Annotated in this window: 21 protein-coding genes; 13 read left to right on the top strand and 8 right to left on the bottom strand. The window is 59.2% G+C overall.

The features are described 5' to 3' along the window. Nucleotides 1-43: 43 nt before the first annotated feature. From JZX89_RS11965 to dnaN, 5 genes are all read right to left on the bottom strand, one after another. The gene (locus JZX89_RS11965; protein ID WP_207134163.1) at nt 44-331 is read right to left on the bottom strand and encodes a DUF1330 domain-containing protein; all 288 of its coding nucleotides are present in this window, start codon (nt 329-331) and stop codon (nt 44-46) included. 20 nt (nt 332-351) lie between these two features. Beyond that, a complete protein-coding gene (pyrF, locus tag JZX89_RS11970; RefSeq protein ID WP_207134164.1) occupies nt 352-1,059 on the bottom strand; it encodes an orotidine-5'-phosphate decarboxylase in 708 nt (235 codons plus the stop codon). 4 nt (nt 1,060-1,063) lie between these two features. Beyond that, complete coding sequence (locus JZX89_RS11975; RefSeq protein ID WP_207134165.1) at nt 1,064-1,660, bottom strand: histidine phosphatase family protein; 597 nt, start codon at nt 1,658-1,660, stop codon at nt 1,064-1,066. 96 nt (nt 1,661-1,756) lie between these two features. Further along, nucleotides 1,757-2,350: a phospholipid N-methyltransferase PmtA gene (pmtA, locus tag JZX89_RS11980; RefSeq protein ID WP_149898373.1), complete on the bottom strand. Its 594-nt coding sequence runs from the start codon at nt 2,348-2,350 to the stop codon at nt 1,757-1,759. 195 nt (nt 2,351-2,545) lie between these two features. Further along, entirely contained in the window at nt 2,546-3,664 is a 1,119-nt protein-coding gene (gene dnaN / locus JZX89_RS11985; protein WP_149898374.1) for a DNA polymerase III subunit beta, read from the bottom strand. A gap of 267 nt (nt 3,665-3,931) precedes the next feature. Here dnaN and rsmI point away from each other — a divergent pair, with 267 nt between their 5' ends. The 10 genes from rsmI (at nt 3,932) to JZX89_RS12035 (ending at nt 13,796) form a co-directional block, all read left to right on the top strand. Beyond that, on the top strand, nt 3,932-4,873 hold the full coding sequence (gene rsmI / locus JZX89_RS11990) for a 16S rRNA (cytidine(1402)-2'-O)-methyltransferase (protein WP_207134166.1): 942 nt from the start codon (nt 3,932-3,934) through the stop codon (nt 4,871-4,873). After that, nucleotides 4,863-5,231 carry a YraN family protein gene (locus JZX89_RS11995; protein ID WP_137085835.1) on the top strand — a complete coding sequence of 123 codons (369 nt, stop codon included), beginning with the start codon at nt 4,863-4,865 and terminating at the stop codon, nt 5,229-5,231. The genes rsmI and JZX89_RS11995 overlap by 11 nt, the downstream gene beginning before the upstream one ends. 14 nt (nt 5,232-5,245) lie before the next feature. Continuing rightward, entirely contained in the window at nt 5,246-5,806 is a 561-nt protein-coding gene (locus JZX89_RS12000) for a sugar O-acetyltransferase (protein WP_207134167.1), read from the top strand. 132 nt (nt 5,807-5,938) lie between these two features. After that, nucleotides 5,939-7,237: an extracellular solute-binding protein gene (locus tag JZX89_RS12005; protein ID WP_207134168.1), complete on the top strand. Its 1,299-nt coding sequence runs from the start codon at nt 5,939-5,941 to the stop codon at nt 7,235-7,237. An 83-nt stretch (nt 7,238-7,320) separates the two neighbouring features. Then, nucleotides 7,321-8,289, top strand: a complete 969-nt coding sequence (locus JZX89_RS12010; protein ID WP_207134169.1) for an ABC transporter permease subunit — start codon at nt 7,321-7,323, stop codon at nt 8,287-8,289. 11 nt (nt 8,290-8,300) lie between these two features. Continuing rightward, nucleotides 8,301-9,143 carry a sn-glycerol-3-phosphate ABC transporter permease UgpE gene (gene ugpE / locus JZX89_RS12015; protein WP_207134170.1) on the top strand — a complete coding sequence of 281 codons (843 nt, stop codon included), beginning with the start codon at nt 8,301-8,303 and terminating at the stop codon, nt 9,141-9,143. Nucleotides 9,144-9,153: 10 nt separating this feature from the next. After that, entirely contained in the window at nt 9,154-10,254 is a 1,101-nt protein-coding gene (locus JZX89_RS12020) for a sn-glycerol-3-phosphate import ATP-binding protein UgpC (RefSeq protein WP_174374134.1), read from the top strand. Nucleotides 10,255-10,364: 110 nt separating this feature from the next. Then, nucleotides 10,365-10,877: a cupin domain-containing protein gene (locus JZX89_RS12025; protein WP_207134171.1), complete on the top strand. Its 513-nt coding sequence runs from the start codon at nt 10,365-10,367 to the stop codon at nt 10,875-10,877. 241 nt (nt 10,878-11,118) lie between these two features. Continuing rightward, nucleotides 11,119-12,078, top strand: a complete 960-nt coding sequence (gene gshB / locus JZX89_RS12030; RefSeq protein WP_207134172.1) for a glutathione synthase — start codon at nt 11,119-11,121, stop codon at nt 12,076-12,078. Between the two features lie 185 nt (nt 12,079-12,263). Beyond that, entirely contained in the window at nt 12,264-13,796 is a 1,533-nt protein-coding gene (locus JZX89_RS12035; protein WP_153515211.1) for a YifB family Mg chelatase-like AAA ATPase, read from the top strand. A 215-nt stretch (nt 13,797-14,011) separates the two neighbouring features. Here the strand turns inward: JZX89_RS12035 and cysK are convergent, their stop codons facing one another. From cysK to dut, 3 genes are all read right to left on the bottom strand, one after another. Next, entirely contained in the window at nt 14,012-14,980 is a 969-nt protein-coding gene (gene cysK, locus JZX89_RS12040; RefSeq protein WP_153515210.1) for a cysteine synthase A, read from the bottom strand. Nucleotides 14,981-15,135: 155 nt separating this feature from the next. Continuing rightward, nucleotides 15,136-15,753 carry a LysE family translocator gene (locus tag JZX89_RS12045; RefSeq protein WP_207134173.1) on the bottom strand — a complete coding sequence of 206 codons (618 nt, stop codon included), beginning with the start codon at nt 15,751-15,753 and terminating at the stop codon, nt 15,136-15,138. 77 nt (nt 15,754-15,830) lie between these two features. Next, nucleotides 15,831-16,301 carry a dUTP diphosphatase gene (gene dut, locus JZX89_RS12050; protein ID WP_207134174.1) on the bottom strand — a complete coding sequence of 157 codons (471 nt, stop codon included), beginning with the start codon at nt 16,299-16,301 and terminating at the stop codon, nt 15,831-15,833. A gap of 89 nt (nt 16,302-16,390) precedes the next feature. Between dut and JZX89_RS12055 the strand changes: the two genes are divergently transcribed. From JZX89_RS12055 to JZX89_RS12065, 3 genes are all read left to right on the top strand, one after another. Continuing rightward, entirely contained in the window at nt 16,391-17,974 is a 1,584-nt protein-coding gene (locus tag JZX89_RS12055; RefSeq protein WP_097101319.1) for a peptide chain release factor 3, read from the top strand. Nucleotides 17,975-18,043: 69 nt separating this feature from the next. Next, on the top strand, nt 18,044-19,249 hold the full coding sequence (coaBC, locus tag JZX89_RS12060; RefSeq protein WP_207134175.1) for a bifunctional phosphopantothenoylcysteine decarboxylase/phosphopantothenate--cysteine ligase CoaBC: 1,206 nt from the start codon (nt 18,044-18,046) through the stop codon (nt 19,247-19,249). Further along, nucleotides 19,246-19,605 (top strand): MmcQ/YjbR family DNA-binding protein, encoded by a 360-nt coding sequence (locus JZX89_RS12065; protein ID WP_207134176.1) that lies wholly within the window; start codon nt 19,246-19,248, stop codon nt 19,603-19,605. Before coaBC ends, JZX89_RS12065 begins: the two co-directional genes overlap by 4 nt. The last annotated feature ends 2 nt before the right edge of the window (nt 19,606-19,607 follow it).

A 19,607-nucleotide genomic window follows, 5' to 3' on the forward strand; every position in this document is an offset into this window, starting at 1 on the left:
TCGCAAGCTGTGGCCAGGGTTCTGGAAATCGGATTGAAGTTCGTCAAATTCCTTCGACGATCATCATATCGGTATCGGCGACGTCCTGACGGATTTTGGCCGCCGCCTGATATTCGGGCGAGTTGTAGCAATCGATGGCGTGCTGCACCGAGGGGAACTCGATCACGACGTTGCGTCCGCGCGCCTTTCCTTCCAGTTCGGTCAAAGCGCCTCCCCTAGCCAGAAAATTGGCGCCGAACCGCTCGAAAGCGGGCTTTGCCGTCGCGACATAGTCCTTGTAGCGCCCGCTATCGCGCACATCGACGTGGGCGATCCAATATCCCTTAGCCATTTCGTCTCCTCCGATGGTTTTTACTGATTGGCCGGAAAGCTGGCGCGCAGCATGTCGTCCAGAATGGCGCGGGCCGCCGCCTTCGGGTCTTCCGCCCTGACGACGGGACGGGCGACGACCAGATGGCTCGAACCGGCTTTGATCGCATCGTAAGGCGTCATCACCCGCTTCTGATCACCGAGATCCGCACCCGCCGGGCGGATGCCGGGGGTAACGACGGCAAGATCGGGACCGAGAATTTCACGCACGGCGGTCGATTCTTCCGCCGAACAGACGATGCCGCCCATGCCCGCCTCGCGCGCCTGTTGCGCCCGGCGCAGCACCAGCGAACGGGCATCCGAGGCGTAACCGGCTTCCGCGAGATCACTGTCGTCCATCGAGGTCAGCACGGTGACGCCGAGCAGGCAGAGGCCGGAGCCTTCGGCCGCCTTGACTGCGGCACGCATGGCCTTTGGATAGGCGTGCAAGGTCAGCATCGACATACCCATGCGGGCGATGTTTTCGACACCGGATGCGACGGTATTGTCGATGTCCAGCAGCTTCATGTCGAGAAAGACCTTCTTGCCGCTTTGAACAAGGTCACGCGCAAATTCGAGACCGCCTGCGAATACCAGCTGATAGCCGATCTTGTAGAACAGAACCTCGTCGCCGATTTTTGAGACGATGTCTTCGGCCTGCTGCACAGTCGGAACATCCAGCCCGACGATGAGTTTTTCGCGCGCGGTCATTGTTTTATCCCTGCCATGTTTCCATTGCCGTCCAGTCGCATGTGGGGGACGCTGCTGCAAGTGAAAACTCGGCGATGGAAAAGCAGAAAAGATTGCCGCCGCCCGGCGGCTGGTCCCCAGCGCGGCTGATGCCGCGGCCTTCGATATGGCATTTCAAAAGCGTACCCACGCCGCCATGGCCAACAAAGGCGATAGGGTGTTGCGGGTCGTGCCGGTCGAGAACGGCTTTGACGGCGCTAACGATCCGCGCCTGAGCGTCGATTGCTCTTTCCCAGCCGTGAAAGCTTTCGTCAGGATGGGCGAAGAACCAGTCCGCTGCCTTTTCAAATTCCGGCGGCGGCAGGAAGCCGGTGGCCGACCGGTCGTTCTCATGCATCGCTTCGATAATCTCTATCGCCGCACCGGAGGTTTCCGCGAGGATACGGGCGGTTTCGATAGCCTTGGTTTCGGCGCTGGAAACGATGCGCCGCAATGCCCGCGCCCAAGGCAGGCGGCTCGCCTCCCGCGTCCGCTCGACACCCCTGTCCGAAAGTCCCCACTCAGGAACAGGAACCGTCGGATCGATCTTGACCTGGGGATGGGTGATGTAGAGCGCATGCATGGCAATCGGTCCTCAAGGGCAATGGAAAGGGCAAACCAACACCCTAACCATCCGTCACGACCGGAAAATGACGGCCTTGTCCATTCTGCCGTGTGGTCAGGCCCGCGTATAGGTCCACAATTGTGCCGGCGGAATATTGCGCACGATGAAATCGAAATGGCGGATGTGGTAAAGATGCGGCTGCGCGACGATCGGGGAAATCGGACCGTAGGATATCTGCATGACGGGGCGGCCGTGCGGTACGCGCTTCAGCAATTCGTCGAGAAGCTTGATGCGGGCGGCCATGGGGAAATTCAGCATCGGTACGGCGGAAATGACGCTGTCGAACATCTGGCCCTTGTGTTCGCCGAGCGTCGCATCGAGATCGAAAGCGTCGCCATTGACGAAGTTGACGCCGGGATAACTTCTGAGCAGCTGATTGTAGAAATCGGTCGAATATTCGATGGCCGTCAGGCTTTCCGGTTTGATGCCGCGCGCCAGAATGGCCTTGGTGATGACACCCGTGCCCGGGCCGAGTTCGAGAACCGGCAGGCCGGAATGGGGATTGATGACACTCGCCATTTTTTTCGCCGTGATCGACGATGTCGGAACAATGGCGCCGACTTTTTTCGGCTGACTGACCATGCCTTTGAAAAAGCGGATTTCTTCCTCAAATTTCTGCTCAAGGCGTTGCTTCAGGTTAAGTGCCATAATTCCCCTCGGATACATTTTTGGTCATTGTCAAAAAACGGTTACGTACTGTTGATCTCATTTGGCGCAAAAACAAGGCAAAATGTCGTAACTGGAAAAATTCGCTTATCGTTTGAAGCACACGGTAGCCGAATCAAAAAACGCCGGGGAAGCGGTCCACCGGCGTTTTTGATTGAATTGGCAAAAAACAGCCGTTTAAACGCGCATCGGCATCAGAACATAGAGTGCATCATCGCCGGCAGTGTCGCGAACGAGCGTCGGCGATCCGGCATCTGCCAGCAGAAAAATCGCATCCTCGCCGGAAAGCTGCGACGTGATGTCGAGGAGATATTTGGCATTGAAGCCGATTTCCATCGAATCATTGTCGTAACCAACGGCCACTTCTTCGGTAGCACTTCCCGAGTCGGGATTGTTGACGGTTAGCGTCAACTGCCCGTCTGTCAGCGCCAGCTTTACGGCGCGGCCGCGCTCGGAGGAAATGGTCGAGACGCGGTCGACGGCGCGTGCGAAGGTCTGGCAATCGACGCGCATTTCCTTGTCGTTGCCGGTCGGGATCACGCGCTGGTAATCCGGGAAGGTGCCGTCGATGAGCTTCGAGGTCAAAACCACCGAACCGATGGTCAGGCGGATCTTGGCGTCCGAGACCTCGACGGTGACTTCCAGTTCCGGATTGTCCATCAGCTTCTGCAATTCGCCGACGGTCTTGCGCGGAATGATGATGCCCGGCATGCCTTCGGAACCGGAAGGAGCATCCACATCGGCGCGCGCCAGACGGTGACCGTCGGTCGCGACAGCGCGCAGCTTCAGGTCGCCGCCGCTTTCGATGGTGTGGAAGAAGATGCCGTTCAGGTAATAACGCGTCTCTTCGGTCGAAATCGCAAATTGCGTCCGGTCGATCAGCATCTTCAGGTCGGTTGCCTTCAGTTTGAAGGTGTGGCTGAAGGTGCCGGCGGTCAAATCCGGGAAGTCGGTTTCCGGCAGGCATTGCAGCGAGAACTTCGAACGGCCGGAGGCAACCGTCATTGAAGAGCCGTCCGGGTTGGTCGCCAGAAGCACCTCGGAACCATCCGGCAGCTTGCGCACGATTTCATAAAGCAGGTGCGCCGGCACGGTGGTGGCGCCCGCCTGTTCCACCATGGCTGGCGTCGCTTCGGTGATTTCGAGGTCAAGATCGGTCGCCTTCATGTCCAGATTGGCGCCGGATGCGCGCAAGAGGACGTTGGACAGGATCGGGATCGTGTTGCGACGCTCAACAACCCGGTGCACGTGGTTCAGCGATTTAAGAAGGTTCGACCGCTCAAGAGTAATACGCATGGACGCTACCGCTTTCAACCGTTGCGAACCGGCCACCGCCGGATCGGCAAGAAGAGTCTTGACCGGCAAAAAGCCGGATAATGTGGACGGGCAAAATGGCAGAGTTATTGCTGAAAATGCAAGAGCCGAGTGCGTCTGCTTCCGCTCATTTTGCTGCTATACAGCATGATCCACAGGATGTGGCGGCCGATGGACCTTGTTCGGCGGTTTTCTATTGCCCATAAAGGGGGCAAAACCGGAGTGAACGGCCGGGATTGATCGGCCAGAATGATTGGAAGCCGTGTGACGGAAGAAATATCGAACAGCGACACCAGACAGGTAACAAAGGAATTCAGGATCGGTACGGCCACCATTCCGGCACGGCCGCTGGAGCCGGCGCTCTATCTCGTAGCCACCCCCATCGGCAATCTGGGCGATATCACCATCCGCTCGCTGGAAACGTTGGCTTCTGCCGATGTCCTCGCCTGCGAGGATACCCGTGTCACCCGCATCCTGCTCGAGCGTTACGGCATACGCAACCGCCCGTTCGCCTATCATGAGCACAATGCGAACGAAGCGGGGCCGAAGCTCATTGCCGCGCTGGAGGCCGGAAAATCCGTGGCGCTGGTATCGGATGCCGGAACGCCGCTCGTTTCCGACCCCGGTTATCGTCTCGGTCAGCTGGCGCTTGAGGCGGGCCATCGCGTCGTGCCGGTGCCGGGGGCGTCTGCACCGCTTGCCGCCCTTGTCGGTTCGGGCATGCCGAGCGACGCCTTCCTGTTTGCGGGCTTTTTGCCGGTGAAGGATCGCGGCAAGCGCGACCGTTTCGCCGAACTTGCAAAAATTCCCGCCACTTTGATCTTCTTTGAATCGCCACGCCGCATCAGCACCACCCTCAAGGTGGCGTCGGAAGTGCTCGGCCGCGACCGCCGCGCCGTGGTCTGCCGCGAACTGACCAAGACTTTCGAGGAATTCCGTCGCGGCACACTCGGCGAGCTTGCGGAATATTACGACGAGGACCGGGTGGTGAAGGGTGAGATTGTGCTGCTGATAGAGCCGCCCTCCTATGACGAAATTCCCGATATCGAGGATGTCGAGACGCTGCTGAAGGATCTGGTCGCAACCATGCCTGCCGCCAAAGCCGCGGGCGAGGCATCGAAACTAACCGGCTTGCCGCGCAAGGAGCTTTATCAGCGGCTGCTGGATATGAAGGGCAGGGATGGCGGCTGACGGGCGAAAGAACACTCGCCGCAAGGCCGAGCGGCGCGGCCACAACGCTGAATATTGGGCAGCGCTTTATCTGCTGTTCAGGGGATATCGCATCCTCGCGATCCGGTATCGTACCCGGCTTGGCGAAATCGATCTCATCGCCCGCAAGCGGGATGTGGTCGCTATTGTCGAGGTCAAGGCGCGTTCTTCCGGTGTCGCGGCTGTCGATGCGGTCGGCTTTCATTCGCAGCAACGCATCCGCGCCGCCGCCGATCTCTGGCTGTCTCGCCGCAGGGATGCCGAGCGATTTTCGTTGCGCTTCGATATCGTCGCCGTTCTGCCGCGACGCCTGCCGCAGCACTTCATCGATGCTTTTTGAGGGGAGGGAAGGCAATGTCCACCGAGCGCGAAAAAATGGCCGCAGGCGAATGGTACAGCTGCATGGATGCCGAGCTGGATGTGCTGCGCGGCCAGGCGCGCCGAGCCGTTCACCAGCACAATACCTTGCCGCCGGATGATCGTGGGGCCATGGCACCGTTGCTGCGAACGCTTTTCGCCTCCGTGGCGGAAGGGACATTTGTCGAAGCGCCATTTCATTGCGCTTACGGCTTCAACATCACCCTGGGCAAGAATGTCTATCTCAATACGGGCTGCGTCATTCTCGATTCTGCGAAGGTCGTGATAGGCGACGGCGCAATGCTCGGCCCCGCCGTGCAGATCTATTGCGCGGAACATCATCTCGACCCGGTTCCGCGCGCACAAGGCATTGAAATCGCAAGGCCGGTGACAATCGGCCGTGATGTGTGGATCGGTGGCGGGGCGATCCTGCTGGCCGGTGTTACCATTGGTGATGGCGCGATTGTCGGTGCTGGCTCGGTGGTGACGCGCGATGTGCCACCGGGGGCGACGGTGGTGGGAAGTCCGGCCCGGCCCATAAGGCGGAAGGACGCCTGAGACGTCCATTTTTGAAAGAACGGAGTCTATTAGCAGGCACCGTAACAAATCTGACATGAAACTGTTAAAGAGGCGTCATGGAACCCCTCTATTCGCATCCTCACCCCAATAAATGGTGGAGAGGATTTAGTAATGTTGAAGAAGATTTCCATGGCCGCAGTGGCGGTCAGCATTTCGGCAACGTCTTCCATGGCTGCGACCAACATCACCTGGTGGCACGGCATGGGCGGCCGTAACGGCGAAGTCATCAACGAAGTTTCGCAGAAGTTCAACGAAGCCCAGAAGGAATGCGCTCTGACGCCGGTTTCCAAGGGCTCCTACGAAGAAGCACTGGCCAGCGGCATCGCCGCCTTCCGTTCGGGCGAACAGCCGAACATTCTCCAGGTTTTCGATGCCGGCGCGGCCACCATCATCAACGCCAAGGGCGCGGTCATTCCTGCGGAAGACCTCATCAACAAGGCCGGCTACAAGTTCGATCGCGAAGCCTTCATCAACGGCGTGCGTTATTTCTATGCTGCCGCTGACGGCAAGTTCGTCGGCATGCCGTTCAACTCCTCCGCTCCGATCATGTACGTCAACGACGAAGCCCTGAAGAAGGCCGGCGTCGAGGCTCCGAAGACCTGGGAAGATTTTGAAAAGGTCGCGCCGAAGCTGAAGGAAGCCGGTTACATTCCGCTCGTCCAGTCGCAGCTCACCTGGCAGTTCACGGAGAACTTCTTCTCCCGCAACAACATCCAGTTCGCCACCAACAATAACGGTTACGACAGCGTTACCGACACCAAGCTCAAGCTTACCGACCCGAACCTCGTCATGATGTTCGACAAGCTGAAGGACTGGAAAGACAAGGGCCTGTTCGCCTATTACGGCGCTGGCTGGAACGACAACCAGAAGCCCTTCGAAGAAGGCAAGGTTGCTTTCTGGATCGGTTCTTCGGGTTCGTTCGGCGGCCTGCAGAAGACGGCGAGCATGCCGTTCTCCGCAACCTTCCTCCCCTATTGGGGCTCCATCAAGGGCGCTGGCACCAACTCCTTCATCGGCGGCGCTGCTCTCTTTGCAATGTCGGGCAAGTCTGAAGCCGAAAACAAATGCGTGGCTGACTTCTTCCAGTTCCTGACCTCGCCGGAAATCCAGGTCTTCTACCATAAGGCAACCGGTTACGTCGCCATCACCAAGGCCGCTTACGAAAAGGCCAAGGCTGAAGGTTTCTACAAGGAAAAGCCGGTCGCCGAAGTCGGCATCCAGCAGCTGTCGCTGCCGGGCGGCGAATGGTCCAAGGGTTATCGCCTCGGCTTCTACCCGCAGATCCGCGCTGTCATGGAACGCGAATATAACCGCATCTTCTCCGGCGAAGTCACGCCGAAGGACGCCTTCGACATCATCGAGAAGGAAGGCAACGACCTTCTGGCCCGTTTCGCCAAGACGGCCGGCTGATCGATCTTTTCGAAACCAATGATCGTTGTCGAGCCTCCTTTCCGACGGAAGGGAGGCTCGCTTCTGGATAAGGAGGCGCAAGCGTGGCCTATACATCGTCTCAACCGCGCCGGTTTTTATCCGGCTGGTCCGCAAGGGCTGGAAAACCCGCCAAGCCCGCTGAAGCCGGCATGAAGCGCGTACAGTTCTCCTCGTCCTTCGTGCCCTATCTGTTTCTGGCGCCGCAGCTCGCGGTGATTTTCATCTTCTTCTACTGGCCGTCCGTTCAGGCCGTGCATTCGTCCTTTTATATCGAAGATCCTTTCGGGTTCGGAGCCTCGTTTGTGGGGTTCGCCAATTATTCGGACGCGCTATTCAATCCGGAATATCTCAGCATCGCCAAGTTCACGGTCATTTTCACCGTGCTGGTGACGTTCTTCTCGCTGGCGCTCGGTCTGCTGCTCGCCGTCAAGGCTGATGCCGTCATTCGCGGCAGTTCTACCTACAAGACGGTGCTGATTTCCGTCTATGCCATCGCGCCGCCTGTCGCGGGCCTGATCGGCATGATGTTCTTCGACCAGCATATCGGCCCCTTCGTCAAGATGGCCGCGATGCTGGGTTGGGACATGAAGGTCGGCCTCAATTATTTCGACACGGCCTTCGCCATGATCGTCGTCGCCGTCTGGAAGCAGATCCCCTATAATTTCATCTTCTTCCTGTCCGGCTTGCAGGGCGTTTCCGTCGCCGTGCGTGAGGCCGCCGCCATCGACTGCCGCTCGGGCTTTCGCCGGTTCTGGACGGTCATCATGCCGCTTCTGGCGCCCACCGCCTTCTTCCTGCTCATCATCAACATCACCTATTCCCTGTTCGATACGTTCGGCGTCATCGACGTGATGGTGAAGGACAAGGCGGCGAACAACCCGATTACGCTGGTCTACAAGGTGTTTCTCGATGGTTTCCGCGGCAATGACATTGGCGGCTCTTCGGCCCAGTCCGTCATCCTGATGCTGGTCGTCTTCGTCCTCACCATCATCCAGTTCCGCTTCATCGAGAAGCGCATCCATTACAATTGAGGGAAAAGACGATGTACAAGACAAAACCCCTCGATCATCTGGTGTTGATAACAGGCGCGTTGTTCCTGATATTGCCTGTTATCGTGGCTTTCATGACGTCCACACATACGGCGGCGGAAATCCATCGCAGCGGTCTGGCGATCCTTCCGGGCGAGAATTTCGTCGAAACTTACGAAAAGGTCCTGACCCAGAAGGGCGGCTTCACCGGGCAGATTACCGGTCTCAACATGATCATCAATTCGCTGATCCTCGGTGTGGGTTTCGCCGTTGGCAAGATCGTCCTGTCGATGACGGCGGCCTATGCGATCGTCTATTTCCGCTTCCGCTTTGCTACACTCGCTTTCTGGATCATTTTTACGACCCTGCTCTTGCCGCTCGAAGTGCGCATCATGCCGTCCTACGAGGTGATGAGCAAACTTGGCCTGTTGAACTCCTATACCGGATTGATCGTGCCGCTTCTGGCGTCTGCGACAGGCACCTTCTATTTCCGGCAATTCTTCAAATCCATTCCGGAGGAATTGCTGGAAGCTGCCCGTATCGACGGCGCCGGTCCGGTCAAGTTCTTTATCGACATCATCATCCCGCTGTCGCGCACCATGATGGCGGCGATCTTCATCATCATGTTCGTTTATGGCTGGAACCAGTATCTCTGGCCGATGCTGATGACGACGGATGAGAGTTTCTTCACCCTGATGCGCGGCATCAAGTCGATCCTGCAGGTCTGGGTCGGTTCGCAAATCCCCGATTATAACGAAGCTTTCGCGCTCGCCGTTCTGGCTATGCTGCCGCCGGTGCTGATCGTCATTATATTCCAGCGCTGGTTCATCAAGGGCCTCACCGAGAGCGATAAATAAGGAGACCGAAATGGCCGCTATAGAAATCAGTCAGGTCTGCAAGGATTATCATGGCGGCGTGCGCGCCGTGCATCACGTCGATATCGACATCAGGGATGGCGAGTTCATCGTTCTCGTCGGCCCCTCCGGCTGCGGCAAGTCCACGCTCCTGCGCATGGTTGCCGGGCTTGAGGACATCTCCGAAGGCACGGTGAAAATCGGTGACCGGGTGGTCAATCAGGCCGATCCCGCTGACCGCGATATTGCCATGGTGTTCCAGAACTATGCGCTTTATCCGCATATGTCGGTGCGCCAGAACCTGGAATATGGGCTTAAGAACCGCAAGACACCGAAGGCGGAGATCGATGCGCGTGTGGCCGAAGCCGCCCGTATGTTGCAGCTCGAACCCTATCTGGAGCGCAAGCCGCGCGCCCTTTCCGGCGGCCAGCGTCAGCGCGTCGCCATGGGCCGCGCCATCGTGCGCAAACCGGCGGCCTTCCTGTTCGATGAGCCTCTGTCCAACCTTGATGCCAAGCTGCGCGTTTCCATGCGCGGTGAAATCAAGCGTCTGCAAAAGCGCCTCGGCACCACCTCCATCTATGTCACCCACGATCAGCTTGAGGCCATGACGCTGGCTGATCGTCTGGTAGTGTTGAATGGCGGCCGCATCGAACAGATCGGCGCGCCGCTTGATGTTTATCACACCCCTGCCTCCACCTTCGTCGCCAGCTTCATCGGCTCTCCCGCCATGAACCTGCTGAATGCCGAGCTGCATGGCGATAGCCTCGCCATCGGTCCGTCGCTGTTTGCGCTCAACGGTTTTGCGCCCGCTTCGGGGTCGGTGACAGTGGGCATGCGGGCGGAGGATTTCCGCATTGCCGCGGCGGGCGAGCAGGGCCTTGCGCTGCGCGTCGATTATATCGAGGAACTGGGTTCACAGCGCCTCGTGCATGGCATGATCGGCGACCAGAACCTGACAGTGGCTTTCCCGCCGGATGTCGAGGTTCCGGCCGCATTGTCGGTGACGATAGCGCCGGAAAAACTGCACTTCTTCTCCAACGAAACCGGTAAACGCATCGCCGGCAAGGCGGAACAGGTCCAGGTACAGCCCGCTCAGCTGGCGACGGCCTGATCACGTCGGAAGAAATCGGCGCGATGACTAAAATTGCGCCGATTGTCAAAACCGCTTTGTTACGATCCCGATGATAGAAGACCTCCAATATTTCACGGGGGGTTTCTCATATGTCGTTCAAAATGATGTTCGCGGCGGCTGCAACCATGGCGATCCGCACGATGCCAATATTGCCGGCCTATCTGCGGGGAGCAAAAGACGAGGCCGTTGTCAGCGCATCCTGCACCGATCTGCGGCTTCAGCCGGCCCCCATCAATCCGGACTGGATCATTTCCGGCGATCCGAAGGCGCGTGCGGCCGATCATTCCCGAAGCGGCGACCGCGCGTCCAGCACCGCCATGTGGGATTGCACGGCCGGTGAATTCCGCTGGTTCTTCGGCTGGGACGAGACCGTCTATATTCTGGAAGGCGAGGTGCATGTGACGGCCGAAGACGGTTCGGTCAGCATCCTGCGGGTCGGTGACGTCGCCTATTTCCGGGCTGGAACATGGGCCACCTGGCGGGTCGATGACTATGTCCGCAAGGTCGCCTTCATGCGTCGTCCATTCCCCCGGGCGCTGGCGCTCGCCTATCGCGTCAAGAACAAACTGTTTTCCGGCAGTTCCTACAAGCTGGCGGCCTGAACCGGTAATACAGTCCAAACGACGGGGCCTCTCGGGCTCCGTCGACGGAATTGTGAAGGTTCAATAAAACTCACACGAAGCACCGCTTGCAGCAGTTGCCTTTGAATGGTCGCTGCCCTACATCTTTCGGGCTTTCGGAAGCATTTCCGGGTCTCTTCGGGTCTCCGGGGAAGCTTGAAACGACGGACAATGGGCATTGTGGGCCGGCAAGGCGTCCCTATGCTGCAAGAGGAACATGCGCATGGCGAAGATCAAGAACGTCGCGATCCAGATGGATCATGTCTCCGGCATCAACATCGCCGGTGACTCCACCTTCGCCATGAGCCTTGAGGCGCAGGCGCGCGGATACCGGCTGTTCCACTATACGCCCGAGCGCCTTTCCATGCGTGACGGCAAGGTTTACGCCACCGTCGAGCAGATGGAACTGCGTGACATCAAGGGTGACCATTTCTCGCTGTCGGAACCGGAGCGCGTTGATCTTTCGACCATGGATGTCATCCATCTGCGTCAGGATCCGCCATTCGACATGGCCTACATCACCTCGACCCACCTGCTGGAGCGCATTCATCCCAAGACGCTTGTTGTCAATGATCCCGCCTGGGTGCGTAACTCGCCGGAAAAGATTTTCGTTACCGAATTCGCCGATCTGATGCCGAAGACCTTGATCACCAAGGACGTGGCCGAGATCGCCCGGTTCCGCAATGAAATGGGCGATATCATCCTCAAGCCGCTTTATGGCAATGGCGGTGCGGGTGTCTTCCATTCGGCGCGTGATGACCGCAATTTCTCTTCGCTGCTGGAAATGTTCGGCCAGATGTTCCGTGAGCCCTATATTGCCCAGGAATATCTGCCTGACGTCCGCAAGGGCGACAAGCGTATCCTGCTGGTGGATGGTGAGCCGGTGGGCGCGATCAACCGCGTGCCGGCGGAAAATGATGCCCGCTCCAACATGCATGCCGGCGGCCGGCCAGAACCGACGGAACTGACGGCGCGCGAGAAGGAAATCTGCCGCCGCATCGGTCCCGCCCTGCGCGAGCGTGGTTTCCTCTTTGTTGGTATCGATGTGATCGGCGATTATCTCACAGAGATCAACGTCACCTCACCGACCGGCATTCGTGAAGTGCAGAAATTCGGCGGTTCCGACGTGGCAAGCCTGTTGTGGGATGCCATCGAGAAAAAGCGCGAAGCTCAGGATTTCTGAGGCGATTTCCCGACCGAACTCCCTTTGTTCCGTGGGTACAACTAGACACAACTAAAATACATCGCCCGCGTGAAATTGTTCACCGGATGTTCTTGTTTTATTCTTTTCCTTGTGGCACGTTGCTTGCGGGTGGCCGCCACAGGGCATGAAGCTTTGATGTTGCGGCCGGTTTGCGGGGGCAGGCCATGGTGGCAAAGGTCAATACGGTTGCATTTCAGGGCATAGAGGGTGTGCCCGTCGAGGTGCAGGTGATGGTCGCACCCGGAAAGGTTGGCATCCAGATCGTCGGCTTGCCGGACAAAGCAGTGGCTGAAAGCCGGGAGCGAGTGCAGGCGGCACTACATGCTTCGGGTCTGGCGCTTCCAGCGAAAAAGGTGACCGTCAATCTCGCGCCTGCCGATCTGCCAAAGGAAGGATCGCATTTCGATCTTCCCATTGCTCTCGGGCTCATGGCCGCGTTAGGCGCCATACCGGCGGAGGCGCTCGGCCAATATGTGGTTCTCGGCGAACTCAATCTTGATGGCACCATCGGCGTGGTCTCCGGCGCGCTGCCGGCGGCCATCGGCGCCAATGCTCTCGGCAAGGGCCTGATCTGCCCGGCTGAAAGCGGTCCGGAAGCGGCCTGGGCCGGAGCCGGCATCGATATCCTTGCCCCGCGCAGCCTCATAGCGCTTGCCAATCATTTTCGCGGCACGCAGCTGCTTTCGCGCCCCGTGCCCGCCATCCGGACCAGTCCGGTCAATCTGCCCGATCTGGCGGATATCAAGGGGCAGGAAAGCGCCAGACGTGCGCTGGAAGTGGCAGCGGCTGGTGGCCATAATCTGCTGATGGTCGGTCCACCCGGCTCCGGCAAATCCATGCTTGCCGCGCGCCTGCCGTCCATCCTGCCGCCGCTGGAGGCGGCAGAGCTACTGGAAGTGTCCATGGTTCATTCCATCGCCGGCCAATTGTCGGGTGGCAAGCTTTCGGACCGCAGGCCGTTCCGCACACCGCATCACTCCGCCACCATGCCGGCTTTGATTGGTGGAGGGTTGCGCGCCAGACCAGGTGAGGCCTCACTTGCCCATCACGGCGTTCTTTTTCTGGATGAATTCCCGGAATTTTCGCCGCAGGTGCTGGATGCTTTGCGCCAGCCGCTGGAGACGGGTGAATGTATCATCGCGCGGGCCAATCACCGCGTCAGCTATCCGGCGCAAATCCAGCTCGTGGCGGCAATGAACCCCTGCCGGTGCGGCATGGCGGGAGAGCCGGGCTTCACCTGCGCCAGAGGTCCTCGTTGCGTAACCGACTATCAGGGCCGCATTTCCGGCCCGCTAATGGATCGCATCGATATCCGTATTGATGTTCCCGCCGTTTCTGCCACTGATCTCATCCGCCCCGTCGCGTCCGAGCCGAGTGCGGTGGTTGCCGCCCGTGTCGCCAATGCCCGCCTCGCCCAGCAGGAGCGTTATGCGGCGGCGGGGTTTCCTGCCATCCGCACCAATGCCCGCTGCACGACGACCCTGATCGAAAAATATGCCGAACCGGATGCGTCCGGGCTGCAATTGCTGCGCGATGCCGCCGAACGGCTGAAGTTTTCCGCACGTGGTTATCATCGTATTCTGAAGGTCGCGCGAACATTGGCCGATCTGGACGGAAAGCAGATGGTCGGCCGCATCCATGTGGCGGAAGCGGTGTCCTATCGTATCGCGGGTGAGAGGCTGCCAACAGCGGCTTGAGCCGTGGGACTTGCGCCTTGTTGGAAGAGTTTGGAGGAATGCTTCCAGAATGCTCCGCCCTTTTGCTATAAGCAGATGCGAAAGCAAGATCTGAAGCGCATCGCGTGAATTCGGTCGAATGCGAGGCAGTTCTGAAAACTGACATGCCGCCAGCGGTGCCGGCGGCATAGTGAACTTCAATTCTTTGCTCCGCGATCGCGTACCGGATGGGGCAGTTAGAGCCCAAGCCCTTCAAAAAGCGCCGTCGAGAGGTAACGTTCCGCAAAGGAAGGAACGATGACGACGATGTTCTTGCCGGCATTTTCCTCGCGCGCGCCGACCTTGATTGCCGCCGCCAATGCTGCACCCGAGGAGATGCCGACCGGCACGCCTTCGAGCCGCGCCGCAAGACGTGCGATTTCGAAAGCCTCGTCATTGGTGACGGTGACGATCTCGTCATAGATGCCAGTGTCGAGGATGGCCGGTGCAAAACCAGCACCGATGCCCTGAATCTTGTGCGGACCGGGGTTGCCACCGGAAAGAACCGGGCTGTCGGCGGGTTCCACCGCAATGACCTTCACGTCCGGCTTGCGGGATTTCAGAACCTGACCCGTGCCGGTGATCGTGCCGCCCGTGCCGATGCCGGAAACGAGAATATCAACCGTGCCTTCTGTGTCATTCCAGATTTCTTCCGCCGTTGTCTTGCGGTGAATATCCGGATTGGCGGGGTTTTCGAATTGCTGCGGTATGACGGCGTCGGGCAGCGTCTCGGCCAGTTCCTGCGCCTTTGCGATTGCGCCCTTCATGCCCTTGGGGCCTTCGGTCAGCACCAGTTCGGCACCAAGCAGGGCCAGCATTTTCCGGCGTTCGACCGACATGGTTTCCGGCATGGTCAGGATCAGCTTGTAGCCCTTGGCGGCGGCGGCAAAAGCCAGCGCGATACCCGTATTGCCCGATGTCGGCTCCACCAGCGTCGTCTTGCCGGGGGTGATCTTGCCCTGGGCTTCCAACGCTTCGATCATGGCAACACCGATGCGGTCCTTCACGGAGGCGATGGGGTTGAAAAACTCCAGCTTGGCAAGCAGGTTGGCCTTCACGCCCTTTTCTTTCGCCAGCTTGTCCAGCCGCACGATCGGCGTATCGCCGATTGTTTCGGTGATGGAGGAATAGACGCGTCCGCGTCCGGGCTTTCTGGCTTCGGGCATGATGCTCTCCTGTATGAAGGCCACAGAATAGTGACCGCAAGATTTGAGCGGCAGAATAGGAGCAATCGCCCTGTCAGGCTAGCGAACGTTCATCCTTATATGGCCGGTTTACCGGAAAAATTTCACGATAAGCGGGGTAAATGCACTAAATTATTTTAGGTGCTGCGGATCGCGATCATGGTCGCTGTTCCGGCCAGAATGCCCGCCGCCGTGCGGTTGAGGATCGTCAGCGCGCTCGGACGTTTCAAGAGGTTGCGCGCCTTGGCGGCAAGCAGGATGTAAGGCAGGAGAACGGCCATCAGCACGACGAAGGTGAGGGCGAGAAGTGTCGCATATTCTGACGGACCGATCATGCGGATATCGATCAGTGTCGGCACCAGCGCCACATAAAACAGCATGGTTTTCGGGTTGCCGAGGGTGATCAGCAGGCCGGACAGGAAGGACATCGGCATGCTGGTGCTTTTTTTCGCCTTCAGGTCCTGCGGCAAAAGGCCAGCGGTCCAGAGCTTCCAGGCGATATAGAGGAGATAGGCCGCGCCCGCGAATTTCAGCACCATGAAGGCTTCCTGAAAGGTCTGCGCCACGAAGGCCAACCCCAGTATTACGCCGGTCAGGTAGATCATGTCGCCCAGCACCAGCCCGAGGCCCATGAAGAAGGTTTCCCGAAAGCCCGAACCCAGCGCCCGCGCCACAATCGCCGTCATGCCGGGGCCAGGAATGGCGGCGGCGATGAACAGGGCAGCGGCATAGGCCAGAAGGGTCGTCAGTGTCATGATCATGTTTCCCGGAAAATCCGCTCGATGAATAGCGAAATTGCCGGGTAAAAACAATCGATCATGCTGGCTGCCGGTCAGACCCCGGTCGAACCGAAACCGCCGGCGCCACGCGCCGTCTCGGAGGTTTCCGCCACTTCGCTCACGGTAACCTGCGTCACCGGCGCGATCACCATCTGCGCAATGCGCATGCCGCGCTCGATGGTGAAATCATCCTGTCCCAGATTGGCCAGAATGACCTTCACCTCGCCGCGATAATCGCTGTCCACCGTGCCGGGGGAGTTGAGGCAGGTGATGCCGTTCTTGATGGCAAGACCGGAGCGGGGGCGGATTTGCGCCTCGTAACCGTGCGGAACTTCGAAGATGAAGCCGGTCGGCACCAGCGCCCGTTCGCCGGGTTTCAACGTCAGCGGTTGATCTGCAGGCACTGCGGCGCGCAGGTCCATGCCGGCAGCACCGCCGGTCTCATAGGACGGCAATTCGAGGCCTGCGCCATTGGCGAGGCGGACGAGGCGAAGAGGGGGGCGATTGTCATTTTGAACGGTCATGCGGCATTAGTTTGCGCAGATCGCGGCAAGGTCAATTGCAAATGCGGACCTGAAACGCTAGATAGCCCGCAATTCACAGGATTTGTCAGATGGCCGAAACACTTGCCGAGGCGGTCTCCCGCCGCCGCACCTTTGCTATTATCGCGCACCCGGACGCGGGTAAGACCACACTCACCGAAAAACTGCTGCTGTTCGGCGGAGCAATCCAGCTTGCCGGTGAAGTGAAGGCGAAGAAGGATCGCATCCAGACCCGTTCGGACTGGATGAAGATCGAGCGTGAGCGCGGTATTTCGGTCGTCACCTCGGTCATGACCTTCGAATATAACGACCGGGTCTTCAACATTCTCGATACGCCGGGCCACGAAGACTTTGCCGACGACACCTACCGCACGCTGACAGCGGTGGATGCGGCGATCATGGTCATCGATGCCGCCAAGGGTATCGAGCCGCGCACGCTGAAGCTCTTCGAAGTCTGCCGCATGCGCGATATTCCGATCATCACCTTCATCAATAAAATGGACCGCGAAAGCCGCGACCCCTTCGAGATTCTGGATGAGGTCGAGGAAAAGCTGGCGCTTGATACCGCGCCGATTACCTGGCCGGTTGGCCGGGCAAAAAGCTTCTGCGGCGCTTATAATCTCGCCGAAAATACCTTTCGCGGCAACGACACGCAGGTAGACGGCCTTTCGGTCAACGGTCCGCAGGCAGTTGCCGATCGGCTGCCGGAAAACGAACGCAAGGTCTTTGTCGAGGAAACGGAACTGGCGCTGGAAGCCTGCCGTCCCTTTGACCGTCAGGCGTTTCTCGAAGGCCACATGACACCGGTGTTCTTCGGTTCGGCGCTGCGCAATTTCGGTGTACGCGACCTCATCAATGCGCTCGGCGATTTCGCGCCGCCGCCGCGCGATCAGGTGGCGGATACCCGCACCGTGCATGCGGCTGAAGACAAAATGACGGCCTTCGTCTTCAAGATTCAGGCCAATATGGACCCCAACCACCGCGACCGCATCGCCTTTGCCCGCATCTGCTCCGGCAAGCTGGAGCGCGGCATGAAGGCGCGCCTGTCGCGCACCGGCAAGTTGATGGGGCTGACCGCGCCGCAATTCTTCTTCGCCTCGCAGCGCCAGCTGGCCGATACGGCCTTTGCGGGCGATGTGGTCGGCATTCCCAACCACGGCACGCTGCGCATCGGCGATACGCTGACCGAGGGTGAAAACCTCGTCTTCCAGGGCGTTCCGAACTTCTCGCCGGAAATCCTTCGTCGCGTGCGGCTGGAAGATGCGATGAAGGCGAAGAAGCTGAAGGAGGCCCTGCAGCAGATGGCGGAAGAGGGTGTTGTGCAGCTCTTTTCGCCGGAAGACGGCTCGCCGGCCATCGTCGGTGTCGTCGGCGCACTGCAGCTGGATGTGTTGAAAGAACGGCTGATGGGCGAATACGGCCTGCCGGTTTCCTTCGAAATGTCACGCTTTTCCGTCTGCCGCTGGATTTCCTCCGATCAGCCGGCGGAAATGGACAAGTTCCTCAACGTCAAGCGCGGCGATATCGCCCGCGATCTGGATGGCGATCCGGTGTTTCTGGCGCAGGACGCCTTCTCGCTGCGCTACGAATCCGAGCGGTTTCCGGCGATCAAGATGGTCGCGATCAAGGAATATCACGTCGCCAAGGCTGCGTGATATCAGCCGGATTGCACTTTGTATGCCAAGGGCTTAGTTTCCCCTGAAACGGGAAACTGGTCCGGCATCATGACGCTTTCAGGCAAACATATTCTCCTCATCATCTCCGGCGGTATCGCGGCCTATAAGAGCCTCGATCTCATCCGCCGCCTGAAAGAGCGTGGCGCGAAGGTGACGCCTGTCATGACGAAGGGTGCTCAGGAATTCGTCACTCCGCTGGCCGTCGGCGTGCTGTCGGCCACGCATGTCTTCACCGAGCTTTTTTCAAGGCAGGACGAGCAAGATGTCGGTCATATCAGGCTGGCGCGTGACTGCGATCTGGTGCTCGTCGCGCCCGCCACCGCCGATCTGATGGCAAAGATGGCGCATGGTCTGGCCGACGATCTCGCCTCCACTATCCTTCTTGCGACTGACCGCAAGGTGCTGGTCGCGCCTGCCATGAACCCTAAAATGTGGTCGGCGAAGCCGACGGCACGCAATGTCGACGTGCTGAAAAAAGACGGCGTGGTTTTTATCGGACCCATGGCAGGCGAGATGGCGGAGAAGGGCGAGGCGGGTCTTGGCCGCATGGCGGAGCCATTGCAGATCGTCGAAGCGGTGGAGACGCTTTTGGACAATGGCCCCAAGCCGCTCAAGGGCAGAACGGCCATCGTCACTTCCGGCCCCACGCATGAGCCGATTGATCCGGTGCGTTATATCGCCAACCGCTCGTCGGGCAAGCAGGGCCATGCCATCGCGGCAGCGCTTGCGGAACTTGGGGCAGAGGTCACGCTGGTGTCCGGTCCCGTCACCATCGCCGATCCTGCCGGTGTTGCAACGGTCCATGTCGAGCGTGCCGAAGAAATGCGCGATGCGGTGATCTCAAGGCTTCCGGCGGATATCGCCGTGATGGTCGCGGCCGTCGCAGACTGGCGGGTCGTTGGCTCGTCGGAGCAGAAGATCAAGAAGCAGCCGGGCGATGCACCGCCAGCGCTGCAACTGATGGAAAACCCCGATATTCTGAAAACCGTGGGCCACCACGAAAAGCGCCCGAAACTGGTGGTCGGCTTCGCTGCGGAAACACAGGACGTGGAGAAAAACGGCAGGGCCAAGCTCGAGCGTAAGGGCGCGGATTACATCGTAGCCAATGATGTATCGGCTGAAACCGGCATCATGGGCGGAGACCGCAACAGCGTGAAGATCATTTCGGCGGAGGGCGTAGAGGTCTGGCCGGATCTCGACAAGACCGAAGTCGCCAAACGTCTGGCGGCCCTTATTGCGGAGAAACTCGCATGAGCCTGTTCGATCGCAAGACATTCGACAGAGTGCTGGGCGAATGGCCGGGCGTGCGTTTCGTCGATCAGTGGGATTCCCATGTCGCGAAGGTCGGCGACAAGGTCTTTGCCGTGTTGGGCGAGCGGGTGGACTGGGGGCTGGTGGTGAAATGCTCTGAGGAGAGTTTCGAAATCCTCACCTCGCTTGAGGGCATCGGTCAGGCGCCCTATTTCGCCAAACGCAAATGGATATCGATCGGTGACCATTCACCGCTCGAGCAGGAGGAACTGGAGCACTATGTGCGCCGCTCCTATGAACTTGTTTCAGCCGGCCTGACGAAGAAACTGCGCGCTGAACTGGGCATAGTTCTCGGCTGACA

Source organism: Agrobacterium burrii (assembly GCF_017313405.1).
Lineage (GTDB): Bacteria > Pseudomonadota > Alphaproteobacteria > Rhizobiales > Rhizobiaceae > Agrobacterium > Agrobacterium burrii.